Genomic DNA, 17,218 nt, shown 5'->3' with positions numbered 1-17,218 from the left:
GCTGTCACACGATTTCTTGTACGATTACCGGTTTCCTACTTCCCGGAGCTCCTGATGGAGTGGCTGCTGGACCCCGCTGCGTGGGTCGGCCTCCTTACCCTGGTGGTCCTCGAGATCGTCCTGGGTATCGACAACCTAATCTTCATCGCCATCCTGGCGGACAAGCTGCCGCCGTCCCAGCGGGACCGCGCGCGCATCCTGGGCCTGAGCCTGGCGCTGGTCATGCGCCTGGGGCTGCTGTCCGTCATGTCCTGGCTGGTCACCCTGACCGAGCCGCTGTTCTCCGTCGGACCTGCCTCGTTCTCCGGGCGCGATCTCATCCTGATGATCGGCGGCCTGTTCCTGCTGTTCAAGGGCACCATGGAGCTGCACGAACGCATCGAGGGCGGCCATGGCGAGCACACCGGCGGTTCGCGCGTCTATGCCAGCTTCTGGGTCATCGTCACGCAGATCGTGGTGCTGGACGCCGTGTTCTCGCTGGACTCCGTCATCACCGCCGTGGGCATGGTCGATCACCTGGCCATCATGATGATCGCCGTGGTCATCGCCATCGGCATCATGCTGATCGCCTCCAAGCCGCTGACGCGCTTCGTCAACAAGCATCCCACCGTGGTGGTGCTGTGCCTGGGTTTCCTGCTGATGATCGGCTTTTCGCTGCTGGCGGAAAGCTTCGGCTTCAAGGTGCCCAAGGGCTACCTGTACGCCGCTATCGGCTTCTCCGTGGCCATCGAGGCCCTGAACCAGGTGGCGCGCCGCAACCTGCTCAAGCTCGATGCCCGCCGTCCGATGCGCGAGCGCACCGCCACGGCCGTGCTGCGCATGCTGGGCAAGCGTCCGCCGGCCGCGGGCGACGAACCCGCCGAACCGGCCGCCGAGATGCCCGACATGCAGGCCTTCGGCGTGGAAGAGCGCAACATGGTCAGCGGCGTGCTGACCCTGGCCGAGCGCAGCATCCACTCGATCATGACGCCGCGCAACGACATCACCTGGATCAACATCGACGACGGCGTCGACGAGATCCGCGCACGGCTCGACGCTTCCCCGCACAGCTTCTTCCCGGTGTGCCGCGGCTCGCTGGACGAGGTCATCGGCATCGGCCGCGCCAAGAGCATGGTGGCGCAACTGATCACCGAGGGCCGCATCCGGCGTGACGGCCTGCGCGATCCGATCATCGTGCACGAGAACACCGGCATCCTGGTGCTGATGGACACGTTGAAGCGTTCGCGGGGCCAACTGGTGCTGGTCACCGACGAGTTCGGCGCCATCGTGGGCCTGGCCACGGCCATCGACGTGTTCGAGGCCATCGCGGGCGAATTCCCCGACGAGGACGAGATGCCCGACATCGCCGCCGAGCAGGACGGCGTCTGGAAAATCGACGGCGCGGCCGATCTGCATCATGTGGAACAAGTGCTGGAGGTCGATGGTCTGATCGACGAGTCCCAGGACTACACGACGCTGGCCGGCTACCTGCTGGCGCGCTTCGGCCACCTGCCGCAGCCCGGCGACGCCTGCGAATTCGACACCCCGTACTCGCGGCTGCGCTTCGAGGTGCTGCAGCTCGACGGACGCCGCATCGCGTCCGTCCGGGTCGAGAAACGCCCCTACGAGCCCTCCGATCCCGATGCGGCCCCCGAGGGCAGCGACGTTTAACCTTTTCGGTCCCCATCCATCTACATGTCAGACGGCACGCTTTACCTGATCAAGGCCTTCATCCTCGGTGTCCTGGAGGGCCTGACGGAGTTCATCCCGGTTTCCAGCACCGGGCATCTCATCCTGTTCGGCGACCTCATCCATTTCGAGTCCAGTTCGGGCAAGGTGTTCGAGGTCGTCATCCAGCTCGGTTCCATCCTGGCCGTCATGTGGATCTTCCGCGCCCGCCTGTGGCAGCTCGTTTCGGGCACGCTGCGCGGCGAGCGCCAGGAAGTGGCCTTCACGCGCAATCTGATCATCGCCTTCCTGCCGGCGGCGGTCGTCGGCGCCATCTTCATTTCCGCCATCAAGCGCCTGTTCTACGCGCCCGAAGTGGTGGCCGTGACGCTGGTGCTGGGCGGCCTGATCATGCTGTGGGTCGAGCGCCGCACCCATCACACGCCGGGCGACCAGCCCGGCGCGGCCGACGATACCGCCTCGGACGAGCGCGCGACCGCGCACACGCTGGAACAGATCACCTGGAAACAGGCCCTGGCCGTGGGCGTGGCGCAGTGCCTGGCCATGATTCCCGGTACCTCGCGTTCGGGCGCCACCATCATCGGCGGCATGATCGCCGGCATCCAGCGCAAGACGGCCACCGAGTTCTCGTTCTTCCTGGCCATGCCCACCATGCTGGCCGCCGCGGTCTACGACATGTACCGCAACATGAGCCTGCTGACCTCGCACGACCTGTCGGGCATCGCCGTGGGCTTCGTGGCGGCATTCCTCAGCGCCTTGCTGATCGTGCGCGCCGTGCTGCGTTTCGTGGCCAACCACACCTACCGCATCTTTGCCTGGTACCGCATCGCGCTGGGCATCGTGGTGGCGGTCGTGCTGATGGTCTAGGCTGTCGTCGCGCCACGGCGCGCAGGATGATCGAGCGAACCGGCAGCGCCCGGCGACGCAGCGGCGGCGAAGTGTCGGGGCTTCGCCGCCTTTTTTGCAACGCAAAATGACGTCTGCTACGAATAAGGGTTTACCCTAAACGCATCGATGCACGAATTTTTTTCGTGAATTCCTCAGAATTTATATCGTTTTGAGGAAGCGGCTCCCAGGGCTTGTAATGCATGCCTTCTCCAGTACGGCATGAGTTCATCCCCATGAGTTCCATCGGTTTTCGCATTCTTCCCTTGCCGCAGCCCCCGGTGGCGGACGAGATCGTGGCGGGTTTCGCCGAGATCGGTTCGGCCCAGGTCAGCGATTGCATGGGCCGCCTGTACGGCGTGCGCGGCCTGCGCGCGCTGCATGCCGGCGCGGCCCGCATCGTTGGCCGCGCGGTCACGGTCAAGACCCGCCCGGGTGACAACCTGATGATCCACAAGGCGATCTCGCTGGCGGGGCCGGGCGACGTCATCGTGGTCGACGGCGGCGGCCAGACGGCCAACGCCCTGGTCGGCGAACTGATGGCCATGGACGCCGAATCGCGCGGCATCGTCGCCTTCGTCATCGACGGCATGATCCGTGACCTGGACGTGTTCCAGCAAGGCAGGTTCGGCTGCTTCGCGCTGGGCGCGGCGCACATGGGCCCCTACAAGGACGGCCCGGGCGAAATCAACGTTCCCGTGAGCATCGGCGGGCAAGTCGTGTGCGCCGGCGACGTCATCCTGGGCGATGCCGACGGCGTGCTGGCCATTCCGGCGGCCCAGGCCACCGGCGTGCTGGCCGCCGCCCGCAAGAAGGAAGCGGACGAGCAGGTCACCAAGGAAAAGCTGCGTTCGGGCACCTACAGCAAGCCGTGGGTCGACCGCACCATCGCCGAGAAGACCGGAGGCGCGCAATGAGCATCGTCGCCGACAAGATCAAGCGCATCAAGCTGTCGCCCAGCGTGGCGACCCGCGCCATCGTGGCCAAGCTGCGCGAGGAAGGCCGCCGCATCATCGACCTGACGGTGGGCGAGCCCGACTTCGCCACGCCCAAGCACATCTGCGACGCGGCCATCGCGGCCATGCAGCGCGGCGAGACCAAGTACCCGAATTCGCAGGGCACGATGCCGCTGCGCCGCGCGGCGCGCGCGCGCCTGCTGGAAGAAACGGGCGTCGACTATCCCGAAGCCCGCATCATCGTCGGCACGGGCGCCAAGCAGGTCATCTACAACGGCCTGGCCGCCACGCTGAACGACGGCGACGAGGTCATCATCCCCGCGCCGTACTGGGTGTCCTATCCCGACATGGTGGTCGTCAACGGCGGCGTGCCCGTCGCCGTCGCGGCCACGCCGGCCGAACAGTACAAACTGACGCCAGCCGCCCTGGAGGCCGCCATCACGCCGCGCACCAAGTGGCTGATGATGAACGCGCCCAGCAACCCCACCGGCGCCATCTATACGGCCGACGAGTGGCGCGGCCTGGTCGAAGTGTTGAAGCGCCATCCGCACGTGTGGCTGATGACCGACGACATCTACGCGCGCCTGAACTTCACCGACACGCCCACCGTGCATCCGCTGCAGCTGGCGCCGGAACTGGCCGACCGTACCCTGGTGGTCAACGGCGTGTCCAAGGCCTATGCGATGACCGGCTGGCGCATCGGCTACGGCGCCGGCCCGGAAGCACTGATCAAGGCCATGGCCATCCTGCAGTCGCAGAGCACGTCGGGCGCCTGCTCGATCAGCCAGGCGGCCGCCACCGAGGCCCTGTCCGGCCCGCAGGACTGCGTGGCCGAGTTCGCCCGCACCTACAAGGCGCGCCGCGACGCCGCCGTCGCCGCGCTGAGCGGCGCGCCCGGCCTGTCCGTGGTGGTGCCCGAGGGCGCGTTCTACGTGTTCCCGGACTGCAACGGCGTGATCGGCAAGCGCACGCCCGACGGCACGGTGCTGGCCACCGACACCGACTTCGTGCACTACCTGCTGCGCGAGGCCGGGGTGGCCGTCATCGACGGCACGCCCTATGGCGTGCCGGGCACGTTCCGCCTTTCTTTCGCGGCCGCGCTGGAAGATATCCAGCAAGGCTGCTCGGCCATCCGCGCGGCGTGCGAACGCCTGGCCTGAGCGCAAGTCGGGCCGGCGGCGCGCGCCGCCGGCCTCTCGTTCTGCATCACCATCACACAAGGGGATTCACAATGAAGTTGCTGGCTACTGTCACCCTGGGTCTGAGCCTGGGAATGGGCCTGTTCAGCGCCGCCGCGCACGCCGACCAGCTGGCCGACATCAAGTCGCGCGGTTCGCTGGTCTGCGGCACGCTGGGCACCTCGCAACCGTTCAGCTTCCAGGACAACGCCACGCGTACCGTCGTGGGCTATGACGTCGACATGTGCAAGCTGGTCGCCGACAAGCTGGGCGTGAAGGTCGAGTACAAGCTGCTGTCCGTCGCGGCCCGCGTGCCCGAACTGAACGAAGGCCGCGTCGACATCCTGGCCGCCAACCTGGGCTACTCGCCGGACCGCGCCGAACAGATCGCCTTCAGCCGCGCCTACTACGTCAGCCCGCAGAAGCTGCTGGTGCGCAAGGATTCTGGCCTGGACACGATCGAGTCGGTCAACGGCCGCCGTATCGCCGCCACCAAGGGCTCCAGCTCCGAGCGTGAAATCAAGCGCATCATGGACAAGTCCCGGGTGCTGGGCTACACCGACAGCTCGGCCGCCTATCTGGCGCTGCAGCAGAAAAAAGTCGACGCACAGTTCGCCTCTGAGCTGGTGCTGGTCCGCCTGGTGCTGCAAAGCCCGCCCACCGCGCCCGTCACCGTGATCGACAAGTCGGTGTTCGACGAGTCGTGGGGCCTGGGCATGCGCAAGTCCGAGCCGGCGTTCATCGCCGCCGTCGACAAGATCCTGGACGAGGCCGAAGCCTCGGGCGAAGCCGCCAAGCTGTTCGACAAGTGGTTCGGCGACGACACCCCGTACAAGCTGAAGCGTTCGTTCAAGATCGCGCCCATCGCGGGCTGATCCGCCATCGGCGCCGCCTCGCGCGGCGCCGTTTCCGGAGTTTTGCGTGTTGCTAGAAGCACAATTTCTTTCTCAGCTCGCCGACGGCATGCTGACGACGGTGCAGCTGTTCCTGGTGTCGTGGGTGCTGGCCTTCACCCTGGCGGTGCTGCTGGTCGTCATCCGCAGCACCGAGCTGTGGCCGTGCCGCCTGTTCGTCAGCGCCTACGTCGAATACCACCGCAACGTGCCCCTGCTGGTGCAGGTGCTGTTCTGGTACTTCGGCATGCCCGAACTGCTGCCCGAGGTCGTACGCGAGTGGCTGTACGCGCACAACGCCGAGCTGTCGCTGGCGGCGATCGCGCTGGGCCTGGGCTCGGCCGCCTATATCGCCGAGGACATCCGCAGCGGCCTGCGCGCCATTCCGTTCACCCAGTTCGAGGCCGCCCGCGCGCTGGGCTCGTCCTATCTGCAATGCATGCGCCACGTGATCGTGCCGCAGGCGCTGCGCATTTCGATTCCGCCGCTGGTGGGCCGCGCGCTGCTGCTGTTCAAGAACACCAGCGTGGCCATGGCCATCGGCGTGGTGGAACTGACCTACCAGGCGCGCGAGATCGAGAACGAAACCTATCGCACCTTCGCCACCTTCGGCGCCGCCACGATCATGTATCTGCTGGGCTCCTTCCTGTTGATGTACATCGGCTCGCGCATTTATGCGCGCTACAGCCTGGGCAAGGGGGGCCGCCGTGCTTGATATCCTGAATCAATACTGGCCCATGCTGCTGGTGGGGCAATACCCCAACGGCCCGCTGGGCGGCCTGGCGCTGACGCTGTTGCTGGCGTTCCTGGGCCTGGTGCTGTCGTTCCCGCTGGCCCTGCTGATCGCCATCGCGCGGGTCAGCCCGTACCGCTGGATCGCCGTCAGCAGCCGCCTGTTCGTCAACACGGTGCGCGGCATGCCGCTGCTGATGCTGATCTTCTGGGCCTACTTCGCCGTGCCGAAACTGACCGGCGAGTCGATCAGCGGCTTCTGGACGCTGGTCTGCGCGCTGGTCATCTACGAAAGCGCCTATCTGTCGGAAGTGGTCCGCTCGGGGATCGAGGCGATCCCCAAGGGCCAGATCGAGGCCTCGCGCTCGCTGGGCGTGGGCTACTGGACGACGATGCGGAAGGTGATCCTGCCGCAGGCGCTGTTCAACGTGCTGCCCAGCATGACCAGCCAGTTCGTGTCGACCATCAAGGAAACCTCGCTGGGCTACGTGATCAGCGTGAACGAACTGACGTTCGCCGCCAACCAGATCAACAACCTGGTGCTGACGCAGCCGCTGCAGGTGTTCGGCATTCTGGCCATCATTTACTTCCTGGTGTGTTTCAGCCTGAGCCGCAGCGTGGCCTGGCTGGAAGGCTGGGTCCGCCGCAGCCGCAGCATGCCGGCCTGACGGTCAAAGGAATCGAATCATGATAAAGCTCGAAGGCGTCAACAAGTGGTATGACGCGCATCATGTCCTGAAGGACGTCGACCTGGACGTCGCGCGCGGCGAAGTGCTGGTGGTGTGCGGCCCCTCGGGGTCGGGCAAGTCCACCCTGATCCGCACGATCAACCGGCTGGAGCCCATCGGCGGCGGCCGCATCCTGGTCGACGGGCAGGATATCCACGCCAAGGGCGTGAACATCAACCGCCTGCGCCAGGGCATCGGCTTCGTCTTCCAGCAGTTCAACCTGTTCCCGCACATGAGCGTGCTGGACAACGTGACGTACGCCACGGTCAACATCCTGAAGACCCCGCGCCGCGAGGCCGAGGCGCAGGCCGCCCAGTTGCTGGAGCGCGTGGGCATGGGCCACAAGGCCGAGGCCTATCCGGGCGCCCTGTCGGGCGGCCAGCAGCAGCGCGTGGCGATCGCCCGCGCGCTGGCGCTCAAGCCGCCGGTGATGCTGTTCGACGAGCCGACCAGCGCGCTGGATCCGGAAATGGTCGGCGAAGTGCTGCAGGTGATGAAGTCCCTGGCGCGCGACGGCATGACGATGGTGTGCGTGACCCATGAAATGGGCTTCGCGCGCGAGGTCAGCGACCGCGTGATCTTCATGGATGCCGGCCAGATTCTCGAGGCCGCCACGCCCGAGGAATTCTTCACGGCGCCGCAGCATCCGCGCGCCCAGCGCTTCCTGGCGGACATCATCGCGCATCATCCGGCATGACCGGTGTACGTGACGCCCCGGACGGGTTTTCTGGCGCCGGGCAGCCGGGGCCGGCCGGGCGCGATGCGGCTTCGCCGAGCGCGGCGCGGCCTGACGCGGCGCGGCGGGCTTTCACCGAGGAGCAGGCGATTGCCGCCGGTGGTATGGTTGGACTCTCCCACCGCCCGACCTCCCATCCGGCCATGTACACCCTGAAGCAACTGGAGGCGTTCTATTGGAGCGCCGTGCTGGGCAGCTTCAGCGCCTCGTCCCGCAAGCTGCACGCCACGCAGTCCGCGGTGGCCAAGCGCGTGGGCGAGCTCGAAGGCTTCGCCGGCATGCCGCTGTTCGAGCGGCGCGCGAAATCCCTGGTGCTGACGCAGCATGGCCGCAAGCTCTTCGAGCGCGCGCGCGAGATGCTGGAGCTGAACAGCCGCATGGTGCTCGAGATGGCCGATCCGTCGCGCTTCGAGGGCAGCGTGCGCCTGGGCGTGACCGAACTGGTGGCGCTGACCTCCCTGGCCGGCGTCATCGGCGAGCTGAACCGGCTGTATCCCAAGGTGCAGTTGCTGCCCGAGATCGATGGCGGCATCACGCTGTACGAGCGCCTGCAGCGCGACGAACTGGACCTGGCCATCATGCCGGGGCCGTTCTGGAGCTACGAATACGAGTGCGTGCACCTGGGCTCGGTGGTGAACGTGTGGATGGCCAGTCCGTCGCTGCCGCTGGATCCCGCGGCCGACCTGTCGCCCGAGGACCTGGCGCCGTTTCCGGTGATCAGCCAGCCGTCGAGTTCGGCGCTGTCGCATCTGTACGATGCCTGGTTCACCGAGCAGAATCTGTCGGTGAAACGGGTGCTGACCGCCAACAGCCTGGGCATGATGGCGCAGTTGGCCATGCTGGGGCTGGGGATCAGTTATCTGCCGGGGGCGTATTTCGCGCCGCTGGTGGCCAGCGGCGCGTTGTGCAGGCTGCGCGTGCAGCCCGATCTGCCCACCATCAACTACTACGCGGTCTACAAGAAAAGCGCCATCAATCCGGTGATCAATACGGTCATCGACATTGCGCGGCAGGCCTGCGATTTCGAGGTGGCGGGGTCGTTCCTGCCGATGGCGCCACCCAGGGCAGGCTGACGCCCGGCGCAAGGGCGCGCGGCGAGACCTGGCCGCCATCCGGGCGCGGCGGGTCGGAAAGCATTCGAGACGCAGGAGGAGAGCGGCAGCCGTCTTCCGGCAGGCCGCCGTCTTCCGGACTCAGTCTTCCGTCTCGTCGCCGAGGTCGTAGCGTTGCGGGCCGTCCTGGTCGATGACCAGCCAGCCACCGCGCGCCGAGCCGTGGTCGCAGTCCCAGTCGGGCAGCACCCAGCGTTCGCGCTTCTTGCCGTCGATCATCAGCACGTGGCGATCGGGGCGGTGCGTGTGGCCATGCACCATGAAGGCCACGTCCGCGTCACGGAAGGCGGCTTCCACCGCGCCCGCGTTCACGTCCATGATTTCCGTGGTCTTCGCCTGGTTGGCCGCCATGCTTTCGCCGCGGGCCTGCTGGGCCATCTGCAGGCGCTCGGGGATGCTCTTGGCCAGGAACTGCTCTTGCCAGCGGGGATCGCGCACCATGGCGCGGAACTGCTGGTAGGCCGCATCGTCCGTACAGTACTCGTCGCCGTGGCTGAGCAGCACGCGGCCGAATTCGGTGTCCAGCACCGCCACGTCGGGCAGCAACTGCGCGCCCACGGCCTGCGCCAGTTCGGCGCCCATCAGGAAATCGCGGTTGCCGCGGCCCAGGTACACCGGCACGCGCGCCGCCGTGGCCTGCAGGCCACGCAGGGCCTGCGCCAGCCAGGGCGGCGCGGCGCGGATCACGTCGTCGCCGATCCAGGCGTCGAAGAGATCGCCCGGCAGCAGCAAGGCGGCCGCTTCGTTCGCCGCCACATCGAGAAAGGCCAGGAAGGCTTCTTGCGTGGCGGGTGTGGCAGGACCCAGGTGCACATCGGAGGCCAGCCAGACCGGCCCCTTCGGCAGCACCAGATTATTCAAGGATCTCAGCCTTGGTGATGACCACGTCCTCGGTCGGCACGTTCTGGTGGAAGCCGCTGTTGCCCGTCTTCACGCCCTTGATCTTGTCGACCACTTCGGTGCCTTCGGTGACCTTGCCGAACACCGCGTAGCCCCAGCCGTTGGGGGTGGGGGCGGTGAAGTTCAGGAAGTCGTTGTTGGCGACGTTGATGAAGAACTGGGCGGTGGCCGAGTGCGGATCGCTGGTGCGGGCCATGGCCAGGGTGTACTTGTCGTTCTTCAGGCCGTTGTTGGCCTCGTTCTCGATGGGAGCGTGCGTGGGCTTCTGCTTCATGCCTGCTTCGAAACCGCCGCCCTGGACCATGAAGCCGTCGATCACGCGATGGAAGATCGTGCCGTTGTAGAAGCCTTCCTTGACGTAGGCCAGGAAGTTCTCGACCGACTTGGGCGCCTTTTCGGCGTCCAGCGTGATGACCATGTTGCCTTGGTTGGTTTCCAGTTTGACGCGGGGATTCGTGCTCATTTGTGGTGTGCCTTTGGAAGTAGAGGGTGAGGGGGCGGCCGGCTGGGCGCCGGCGCCGACGGGCAGCAGGGCCGCCACGGTGACCGCGCACGCCGTCAGGCGTCGCAGGGAGAGCGGGAGGCGAAAACTCATTATTGCCGTTTTTCCTTCAGCAGATTTTCGATTTCCTGCGCTTTGTCCTTCGCGCCGGGGGCGCCTTGGCCACCGGCCTGCCGGTACGTGCGCAGGGCCATCAGAAGTTGGAGCTCGCCCATGTTGGCCCGCGCGTCGGCGTAGGTCGGATCGGCGCGCAACGCCATGTTCAGGGCATCTTGCGCGCGGTCCAGTTCGCCGCGGGCGGCATACAGGGCAGCCAGGTTGTTCCACGGCTCGGGCAATTCCGGAAAGCGCGTGGTCATGTCAGTGTAGACGTCAATCGATTCCTGCGCGCGGCCCAGTGCGGACAGGGCGCGCGCGTGCTGGAACATCAGCTGGACGTCGGTGCCGCGCGTGCCCTGCCGGTCGCGTTCGGCCTGGCGCTTCTCGATCAGCGCCAGGGCGTCGGCGGTTTGCCCCTTGGTCAGCAATTGCTCGATGCGGTCGGTGACTTGCGAGGGGGCGGGGTCCAGCCGCGTGTCGACGCCGGGCTTCAGCGTTTCGAGCAGGTTGGCCAGGCCCTGCCAGCCGCCTTCGGGAGCGGGCGTGTCGAGCGTGGTGAGATTGGCGTTGGGCGAAAGGTGCCCGCCGCCAGCGCCGCTGCCGCCCCCGGCGGATCTCGCATGGGCGAAAAGCGGGGCGGCGCCGAGCACCGCCAGCAGCAACGCGATGGGAAGACGCGGCATGTTGGGTTCCGTTATGGCGGCATCGGCGCACACGCTGGGCGCGCAGCCGGGCCGCTTGCTATACTTGACGACCGCCATTTTAGCCCCGGTTGCGTTTCTGGCAGTGCATGCCCCGACAACGCCTCCGGCATTGCCTTTGGCATGTCCTCGGCCTGGGGCCGATGGGCAGCCGGAAGGATGCCGCCGCCGGGGGCTTTGCCGCCTCGCGTTTTCGGGGCGGCTGCCGTCCAGGCCGCCGCTCGCCGGGCAGGGCTCGGCCGTTGCGCGGGGCGGTTCATCCCGACGCCATCCGAAGAATACATTTGCCACACACACAGGGCGCCATGCTTCACATCTACAACACACTGTCGCGTGCCAAGGAACCGTTCAAGCCGGCTACTGCCGGTCAGGTGGGCATGTATGTGTGCGGCATGACGGTCTACGACTACTGCCACCTGGGCCACGCGCGCATGCTGGTGGCGTTCGACGTGGTGCAGCGCTGGCTGCGCGCCAGCGGCTACCGGGTCAACTACGTGCGCAACATCACGGACATCGACGACAAGATCATCCGCCGCGCCGTCGAGACCCACCGCCGCATCGGCGAGGTCACCGAGTTCTACATCGACGCCATGCATGCCGATGAGCGCGCGCTGGGCGTGCAGACGCCCGACAACGAACCCCGGGCGACCGAGTATGTGGGTGAGATGCTCGACATCATCGGCCGCCTGCAGGAAAAGGGCCTGGCCTACCAGGCCGACGACGGCGACGTGAACTACGCCGTGCGTGGCTTCGAGGGCTACGGCAAGCTGTCCGGCAAGACGCTGGACGACCTGCGTGCCGGCGAACGCGTGGCGGTGGGCTCGGCCAAGCGCGATCCGCTCGATTTCGTGCTGTGGAAGTCGGCCAAGGCCGAGGAACCCGAAGACACCAAGTGGCAGTCGCCATACGGCATGGGCCGTCCGGGCTGGCACATTGAGTGCTCGGCCATGAGCCGCTCGCTGCTGGGCCTGCCCCTGGACATCCACGGCGGCGGTCCCGACCTGAAGTTCCCGCACCACGAGAACGAGATCGCGCAGACCGAAGGCGCCTTCGGCGGCCACCTGGCCAACGTCTGGATGCACTGCGGCCCGCTGATGGTCGACGCCGACAAGATGTCGAAGTCGCTGGGCAACTTCCGCACCATCCGCCAGACCGTGGCCGATGCCGCCGACCTGTCCGACACCGAGGCGTCCTACCAGGCCAATCCGCGCGAAGCGGAAATGCTGCGCTTCTTCATCGTGCGCAACCATTACCGCAGTCCGCAGAACTACACGCCCGACAACCTGCTGGACGCGCAGAACGCGCTGGACCGCCTGTACCAGGCGCTGCAGAACGTCGCGCCCGACCAGTTGGGCATCGACTGGAACGAGCCCCAGGCGCAGGCCTTCAAGGCCGCGATGGACGACGATTTCAATTCGTCGGGCGCCGTGGCCGCGCTGTTCGAACTGGCCTCCGAGGCCAACCGCACGCGCGGTGCGCGCAGCGCCGGGCAGTTGAAGGCGCTGGCCGAACTGCTGGGCCTGCTGCAGCAGGATCCTGTCGAGTATTTCCAGAGGCCGACTCGTTACAGCGCCTCGGCTCTCCGTTTGTCCAGCCTGTCGGTGTCCGTGTCTATTTCCAAGGAAATGCCGGATCCTGCCTCCATTCCGCTTGGCGCCGATGATATCGAGGCATTGATTGCCGAGCGTACCGCAGCTAAGCAGGCGCGTGATTTCACGAAGGCCGACAGCATTCGTGGTCAATTGCGCGCGGCCGGCATCGAACTCGACGACAAGCCGGGCGGCGTGACGCAGTGGCGCCGCGCCTGACCGAACCCGGAAGCTTTTTTCTTCATGTCCAGCGCTGAACCCGCCATCGTCAAGCCCGACTATTGGGAAGAGGCCGTCGCCCACCTGGTGCGCGACCGCATTCTCAAGAAGGTCATTCCGCAGCACCCCGAAACCTGGCTCAAGCCGGCGGCCACGCCGTTCGTCACGCTGGCGCGCGCCATCGTGGGCCAGCAGGTCTCGACCAGCGCCGCCCAGGCCACCTGGACGCGCTTCATCGAGGCCGCGGGCAAACGGCCCACGCCTGCCGCCGTGCAGCGCCTGGGCCTGGAAGGCCTGCGCGAGGCCGGCCTGGCCAAGCGCAAGGCCGAGTACGTCCAGGATCTGGCCGAGCATTTCGCCCAGCGCAAGGTGCATCCCGAGAAGTGGGCGGCCATGGGCGATGAGGACGTCATCGCCGAGCTGGTGGCCATTCGCGGCATCGGACGCTGGACAGCGGAGATGTTTTTGATCTTCAATCTGCAGCGACCGGACGTCCTGCCCTTGGACGACCCTGGGTTGCTCAAGGCAATCTCGTTACACTACTTCAGCGGCGAACCCGTCTCGCGCTTCGAGGCCCGTGAGGTCTCGCTGGCGTGGCAGCCCTGGCGTACCGTGGCAACCTGGTATCTGTGGCGCAGCCTGGATTCCCTCCAGGACTGAGCCGCCCCGCCAGGCGCCCTTCAACGGAACCACACACATCGATGCGCAATACTTTCCTTGAATTCGAACAACCGCTGGCCGAGCTTGAGAACAAGATCGAGCAGCTGCGCTACGTGCAGGCCGACTCCGCCGTCGACATCTCCGACGAGATCGGCCGCCTGCAGCAGAAAAGCCAGACGCTGGCCAAGGAAATCTACGGCAAGCTGACGCCGTGGCAGACCGCCCTGGTCGCCCGCCACCCCCAGCGTCCCTACACGCTGGACTACGTGCGCGAGATGTTCACCGACTTCCACGAGCTGCACGGCGATCGCATGTATGCCGACGACCAGTCCATCATCGGCGGCATGGCGCGCTTCAACGGCACGCCCTGCATGGTCATCGGCCACCAGAAGGGCCGCGACACGAAAGAGCGCGCCGCGCGCAATTTCGGCATGCCGCGCCCCGAGGGCTATCGCAAGGCCCTGCGCCTGATGCGCCTGGCCGAGAAATTCCAGATGCCCGTGTTCACCTTCGTCGACACGCCGGGTGCCTATCCCGGCATCGGCGCCGAGGAACGCGGCCAGTCCGAGGCCATCGGCCACAACCTGTACGCCATGGCCGAACTGAAGGTGCCCGTCATCTGCACCATCATCGGTGAAGGCGGTTCGGGCGGCGCGCTGGCCATCGCGGTGGGCAACGCCGTGCTGATGCTGCAGTACGCCACCTACTCGGTCATTTCGCCCGAGGGCTGCGCGTCCATCCTGTGGCGCAGCGCCGAAAAGGCGCCCGACGCCGCCGAGGCGCTGGCCATCACGGCCCCGCGCCTGAAAGACCTCGAACTGATCGACCGCGTGGTCAACGAGCCCATCGGCGGCGCGCATCGCGATCCCCGCGTCATGGCCCGCCTGCTGCGCCGCGCCCTGGGCGACTCCCTGCGCCAACTGCAGGGCATGACCGCCGACCAGCTCATCGAGCAGCGCGTGCAGCGCGTGATGTCGTACGGCCGCTTCCAGGAAGCGCGCGCCTGACGGGCGCATGGCGCAGGCCCGGCTGGTGAAACCCCCTCCGAGCCCCGCCATGCTTTCCTCCGAATTGCCCGATTGCCCGGCTGCGCTGATCCAGCCGCTGCGCGAGACGCTGCTGGCCCTGCCCAGCCGTCCCGCGCGCATCGCGGCCGCCGTCAGCGGCGGCGCCGATTCCGCGATGCTGGCCGTGGCCGCCGCCCACGTCGCGCGCGGGCAGGGCATCGAACTCCAACTGTTCCACATCCATCACGGACTGCAGGCGCAGGCCGATGGCTGGGCCGAGCACGTCCAGGCCTTGGGCGCGATGCTGGGCGTGGCCGTCATGCAGGCGCGCGTGCAGGTGGCGGGCGACAGCGGCAAGGGCATCGAGGCCGCCGCGCGCGAAGCGCGCTACGCCGCGCTGGCCCGCCTGGCGCGCGAACAGGGCGTGGCCGACGTGCTGCTGGCCCATCATCGGGACGACCAGGCCGAGACCGTGCTGCTGCGCCTGCTGCGCGGCGCCGGCCTGCAAGGCATGGCGGCGATGGCCGCCGCCAGCATCCGCGACGGCGTGCGCTATCTGCGGCCCTGGCTGGGCACGGGCCGCGAGGCCATCCGCCTGGCCGCCGTCCGGCTGGCCGACGAGCGCGGCTGGCATGCCGTCGACGATCCCACCAACGCCGATCCCCGCTATACCCGCGCGGCCGTGCGCACTCGCCTGGCGCCTGTGCTGGACGAGCGCTGGCCCGGCTGGCAGGCCATCGTGGCGCGGCATGCGCGCCATATGGCCGAGGCTGCCCAGGTGCTGGACGAAGTGGCCGAGGCCGATCTGCAAGGGCTGGAGCCCGGTCCGGACCGTGGCAGTTTCTCGCTGGCCGCGTGGCGCAAGCTGTCGCCAGCGCGCCAGACGCACGTGCTGCGCCATTGGCTGGCCGGGCAGGGCGCGGCCATGCCCAGCGATGCCCGCCTGGCCGACCTGCTGCGCCAGTTGCGGCAACTGCATGCGCTGGGACACGACCGGCAATTGCGGGTCGTGCACGCGGGGCTGGCGGTGCGCTGCCATCGTGGCCGGGTGTGGGTCGAGCCGGCCTGATCGCTCCCCGGTTCATGGGCGCGCCCGGAATTTCGGTGCCGCAGCGGCGGTATGGTCTGGTCCCTGCCAAAACGCTCGAAATCGTCGCAATCCGGCCGGATTCCGCGAAGTTTTCTGCGGAAAATAGGGCATTCCCCGGATATCCCGCGCCCAAATCTTTACCAGCGCGTTAAAATCCTGGGTTTTGCCCGTCTTTGCCAGCAGTCGTGTGGCGGGCTTCCAGCCAGAGTACGAGATAGATGTCCCTCATCGTTCATAAGTACGGCGGTACCTCGATGGGCTCGGTCGAGCGCATCAGGAATGTGGCGCGCCGCGTCGCGAAGTGGCACGCCGCCGGCCACCAGGTCGTGGTCGTTCCCTCCGCCATGGCCGGCGAAACCAATCGCCTGCTGGGCCTTGCCCGCGAAATCGCCTCGCAGCCCGACGGCCGCGAACTCGACATGATTGCCGCCACCGGCGAGCAGGCCAGCAGCGGCCTGCTGGCCATCGCGCTGCAGGCCGAAGGCGTGCAGGCGCGCAGCTACACCGGCTGGCAAGTGCCCGTGCGCACCGATTCGGCCTACACCAAGGCCCGCATCACCTCCATCGACGACGCGCGCATCCGCGCCGACCTGGACGCCGGCCGCGTGGTCGTGGTCACGGGTTTCCAGGGCATCGATGAAGACGGCCACATCACCACGCTGGGCCGCGGCGGTTCCGACACCTCGGCCGTGGCCGTGGCGGCCGCCATCGGCGCCGACGAGTGCCTGATCTACACCGACGTCGATGGCGTCTACACCACCGACCCCCGCGTCGTGCCCGAGGCGCGCCGCATGTCCGTCGTCTCGTTCGAGGAAATGCTCGAAATGGCGTCGCTGGGTTCCAAGGTGCTGCAGATCCGCTCCGTCGAGTTCGCGGGCAAATACCGTGTGCCCACCCGGGTCCTGTCCTCGCTGACCGACCCGCTCATCCCGCTCGAAGAAGAAATGGTCTCGGGCACGCTGATTACTTTTGAGGAAGACGAAAAAATGGAAGCCGCCGTTGTCTCCGGCATCGCCTTCAGCCGCGACGAAGCCAAAATCACCCTGCTGGCCGTGCCGGACAAACCCGGCGTCGCCTACTCGATCCTGGGCCCGGTCGCCGCCGCCAACATCGACGTCGACATGATCGTGCAGAACCAGTCCGTCGCCGGCACCACCGACTTCTCGTTCACGGTCAACCGCAACGAATACCAGCGCGTGGTCGACGTGCTCAAGCGCGACGTGATCCCCGCCGTGGGCGCGCGCGAACTGGCCACCGACGAGAAGGTCGCCAAGGTCTCCATCGTCGGCATCGGCATGCGCTCGCACGTCGGCGTGGCCAGCCTGATGTTCCAGACGCTGTCGCAAGAGGGCATCAACATCCAGATGATCAGCACCAGCGAAATCAAGACCTCGGTGATCATCGACGACAAGTACATGGAACTGGCCGTGCGCGCGCTGCACAAGGCGTTCGGCCTGGACCAGGCGCCGGCCGAGAAGGCCTGAGACCGAAAGATTTTGCTCCCGGGTGCGTAAATATCGGCACTTGTGGAACAAAAGGGCCAAGAAAGTCTGATAGAATCTT

17 protein-coding genes are annotated in these 17,218 nt (G+C 66.9%); 14 read left to right on the top strand and 3 right to left on the bottom strand.

Annotated features, from left to right (window positions below; all coding sequences use genetic code 11):
- The first annotated feature begins 54 nt into the window (after positions 1-54).
- The 9 genes from A7W11_RS26300 (at position 55) to A7W11_RS26260 (ending at position 8,849) form a co-directional block, all read left to right on the top strand.
- Positions 55-1,650, top strand: a complete 1,596-nt coding sequence (locus tag A7W11_RS26300; protein ID WP_066421177.1) for a TerC family protein — start codon at positions 55-57, stop codon at positions 1,648-1,650.
- Positions 1,651-1,674: 24 nt separating this feature from the next.
- The gene (locus tag A7W11_RS26295) at positions 1,675-2,535 is read left to right on the top strand and encodes an undecaprenyl-diphosphate phosphatase (protein WP_066421175.1); all 861 of its coding nucleotides are present in this window, start codon (positions 1,675-1,677) and stop codon (positions 2,533-2,535) included.
- A gap of 254 nt (positions 2,536-2,789) precedes the next feature.
- Entirely contained in the window at positions 2,790-3,470 is a 681-nt protein-coding gene (locus tag A7W11_RS26290; RefSeq protein ID WP_066421172.1) for an RraA family protein, read from the top strand.
- Positions 3,467-4,669, top strand: a complete 1,203-nt coding sequence (locus tag A7W11_RS26285) for an aminotransferase class I/II-fold pyridoxal phosphate-dependent enzyme (protein WP_066421169.1) — start codon at positions 3,467-3,469, stop codon at positions 4,667-4,669. The genes A7W11_RS26290 and A7W11_RS26285 overlap by 4 nt, the downstream gene beginning before the upstream one ends.
- A 176-nt stretch (positions 4,670-4,845) precedes the next feature.
- Positions 4,846-5,562 carry an ABC transporter substrate-binding protein gene (locus tag A7W11_RS26280; protein WP_235816993.1) on the top strand — a complete coding sequence of 239 codons (717 nt, stop codon included), beginning with the start codon at positions 4,846-4,848 and terminating at the stop codon, positions 5,560-5,562.
- Between the two features lie 46 nt (positions 5,563-5,608).
- Positions 5,609-6,295 carry an amino acid ABC transporter permease gene (locus A7W11_RS26275; RefSeq protein WP_066421166.1) on the top strand — a complete coding sequence of 229 codons (687 nt, stop codon included), beginning with the start codon at positions 5,609-5,611 and terminating at the stop codon, positions 6,293-6,295.
- Entirely contained in the window at positions 6,288-6,980 is a 693-nt protein-coding gene (locus A7W11_RS26270; protein ID WP_066421163.1) for an amino acid ABC transporter permease, read from the top strand. The genes A7W11_RS26275 and A7W11_RS26270 overlap by 8 nt, the downstream gene beginning before the upstream one ends.
- Before the next feature lie 19 nt (positions 6,981-6,999).
- Positions 7,000-7,737 (top strand): amino acid ABC transporter ATP-binding protein, encoded by a 738-nt coding sequence (locus tag A7W11_RS26265; RefSeq protein WP_066421160.1) that lies wholly within the window; start codon positions 7,000-7,002, stop codon positions 7,735-7,737.
- Positions 7,738-7,880: 143 nt separating this feature from the next.
- Positions 7,881-8,849, top strand: a complete 969-nt coding sequence (locus A7W11_RS26260; protein ID WP_066421156.1) for a LysR family transcriptional regulator — start codon at positions 7,881-7,883, stop codon at positions 8,847-8,849.
- A 120-nt stretch (positions 8,850-8,969) separates the two neighbouring features.
- On the opposite strand, the gene A7W11_RS26255 is transcribed toward A7W11_RS26260, so the two are convergent.
- The 3 genes from A7W11_RS26255 to A7W11_RS26245 form a co-directional block, all read right to left on the bottom strand.
- Complete coding sequence (locus A7W11_RS26255; protein ID WP_066421150.1) at positions 8,970-9,749, bottom strand: UDP-2,3-diacylglucosamine diphosphatase; 780 nt, start codon at positions 9,747-9,749, stop codon at positions 8,970-8,972.
- Positions 9,742-10,251, bottom strand: coding sequence for a peptidylprolyl isomerase (locus A7W11_RS26250; RefSeq protein WP_066421148.1), 510 nt, complete (start codon positions 10,249-10,251; stop codon positions 9,742-9,744). Before A7W11_RS26250 ends, A7W11_RS26255 begins: the two co-directional genes overlap by 8 nt.
- Before the next feature lie 131 nt (positions 10,252-10,382).
- On the bottom strand, positions 10,383-11,072 hold the full coding sequence (locus tag A7W11_RS26245) for a tetratricopeptide repeat protein (protein ID WP_066421876.1): 690 nt from the start codon (positions 11,070-11,072) through the stop codon (positions 10,383-10,385).
- Between the two features lie 323 nt (positions 11,073-11,395).
- Between A7W11_RS26245 and cysS the strand changes: the two genes are divergently transcribed.
- The 5 genes from cysS to A7W11_RS26220 all read left to right on the top strand — a co-directional run bounded on the left by cysS (position 11,396) and on the right by A7W11_RS26220 (position 17,139).
- Positions 11,396-12,898, top strand: coding sequence for a cysteine--tRNA ligase (cysS, locus tag A7W11_RS26240; RefSeq protein ID WP_066421144.1), 1,503 nt, complete (start codon positions 11,396-11,398; stop codon positions 12,896-12,898).
- Positions 12,899-12,922: 24 nt separating this feature from the next.
- Positions 12,923-13,558, top strand: coding sequence for a DNA-3-methyladenine glycosylase family protein (locus A7W11_RS26235; RefSeq protein WP_066421142.1), 636 nt, complete (start codon positions 12,923-12,925; stop codon positions 13,556-13,558).
- Positions 13,559-13,599: 41 nt separating this feature from the next.
- Complete coding sequence (locus tag A7W11_RS26230) at positions 13,600-14,565, top strand: acetyl-CoA carboxylase carboxyltransferase subunit alpha (RefSeq protein ID WP_066122197.1); 966 nt, start codon at positions 13,600-13,602, stop codon at positions 14,563-14,565.
- A 49-nt stretch (positions 14,566-14,614) separates the two neighbouring features.
- Positions 14,615-15,634, top strand: coding sequence for a tRNA lysidine(34) synthetase TilS (gene tilS, locus A7W11_RS26225; RefSeq protein WP_066421873.1), 1,020 nt, complete (start codon positions 14,615-14,617; stop codon positions 15,632-15,634).
- A gap of 239 nt (positions 15,635-15,873) precedes the next feature.
- Entirely contained in the window at positions 15,874-17,139 is a 1,266-nt protein-coding gene (locus A7W11_RS26220) for an aspartate kinase (protein WP_066421135.1), read from the top strand.
- Positions 17,140-17,218: the final 79 nt, after the last annotated feature.

Origin of the sequence: Bordetella ansorpii (assembly GCF_900078315.1) — a bacterium.
Classification (GTDB): domain Bacteria; phylum Pseudomonadota; class Gammaproteobacteria; order Burkholderiales; family Burkholderiaceae_B; genus Bordetella; species Bordetella ansorpii.
This window is presented reverse-complemented; position numbering and strand designations above follow the sequence as displayed.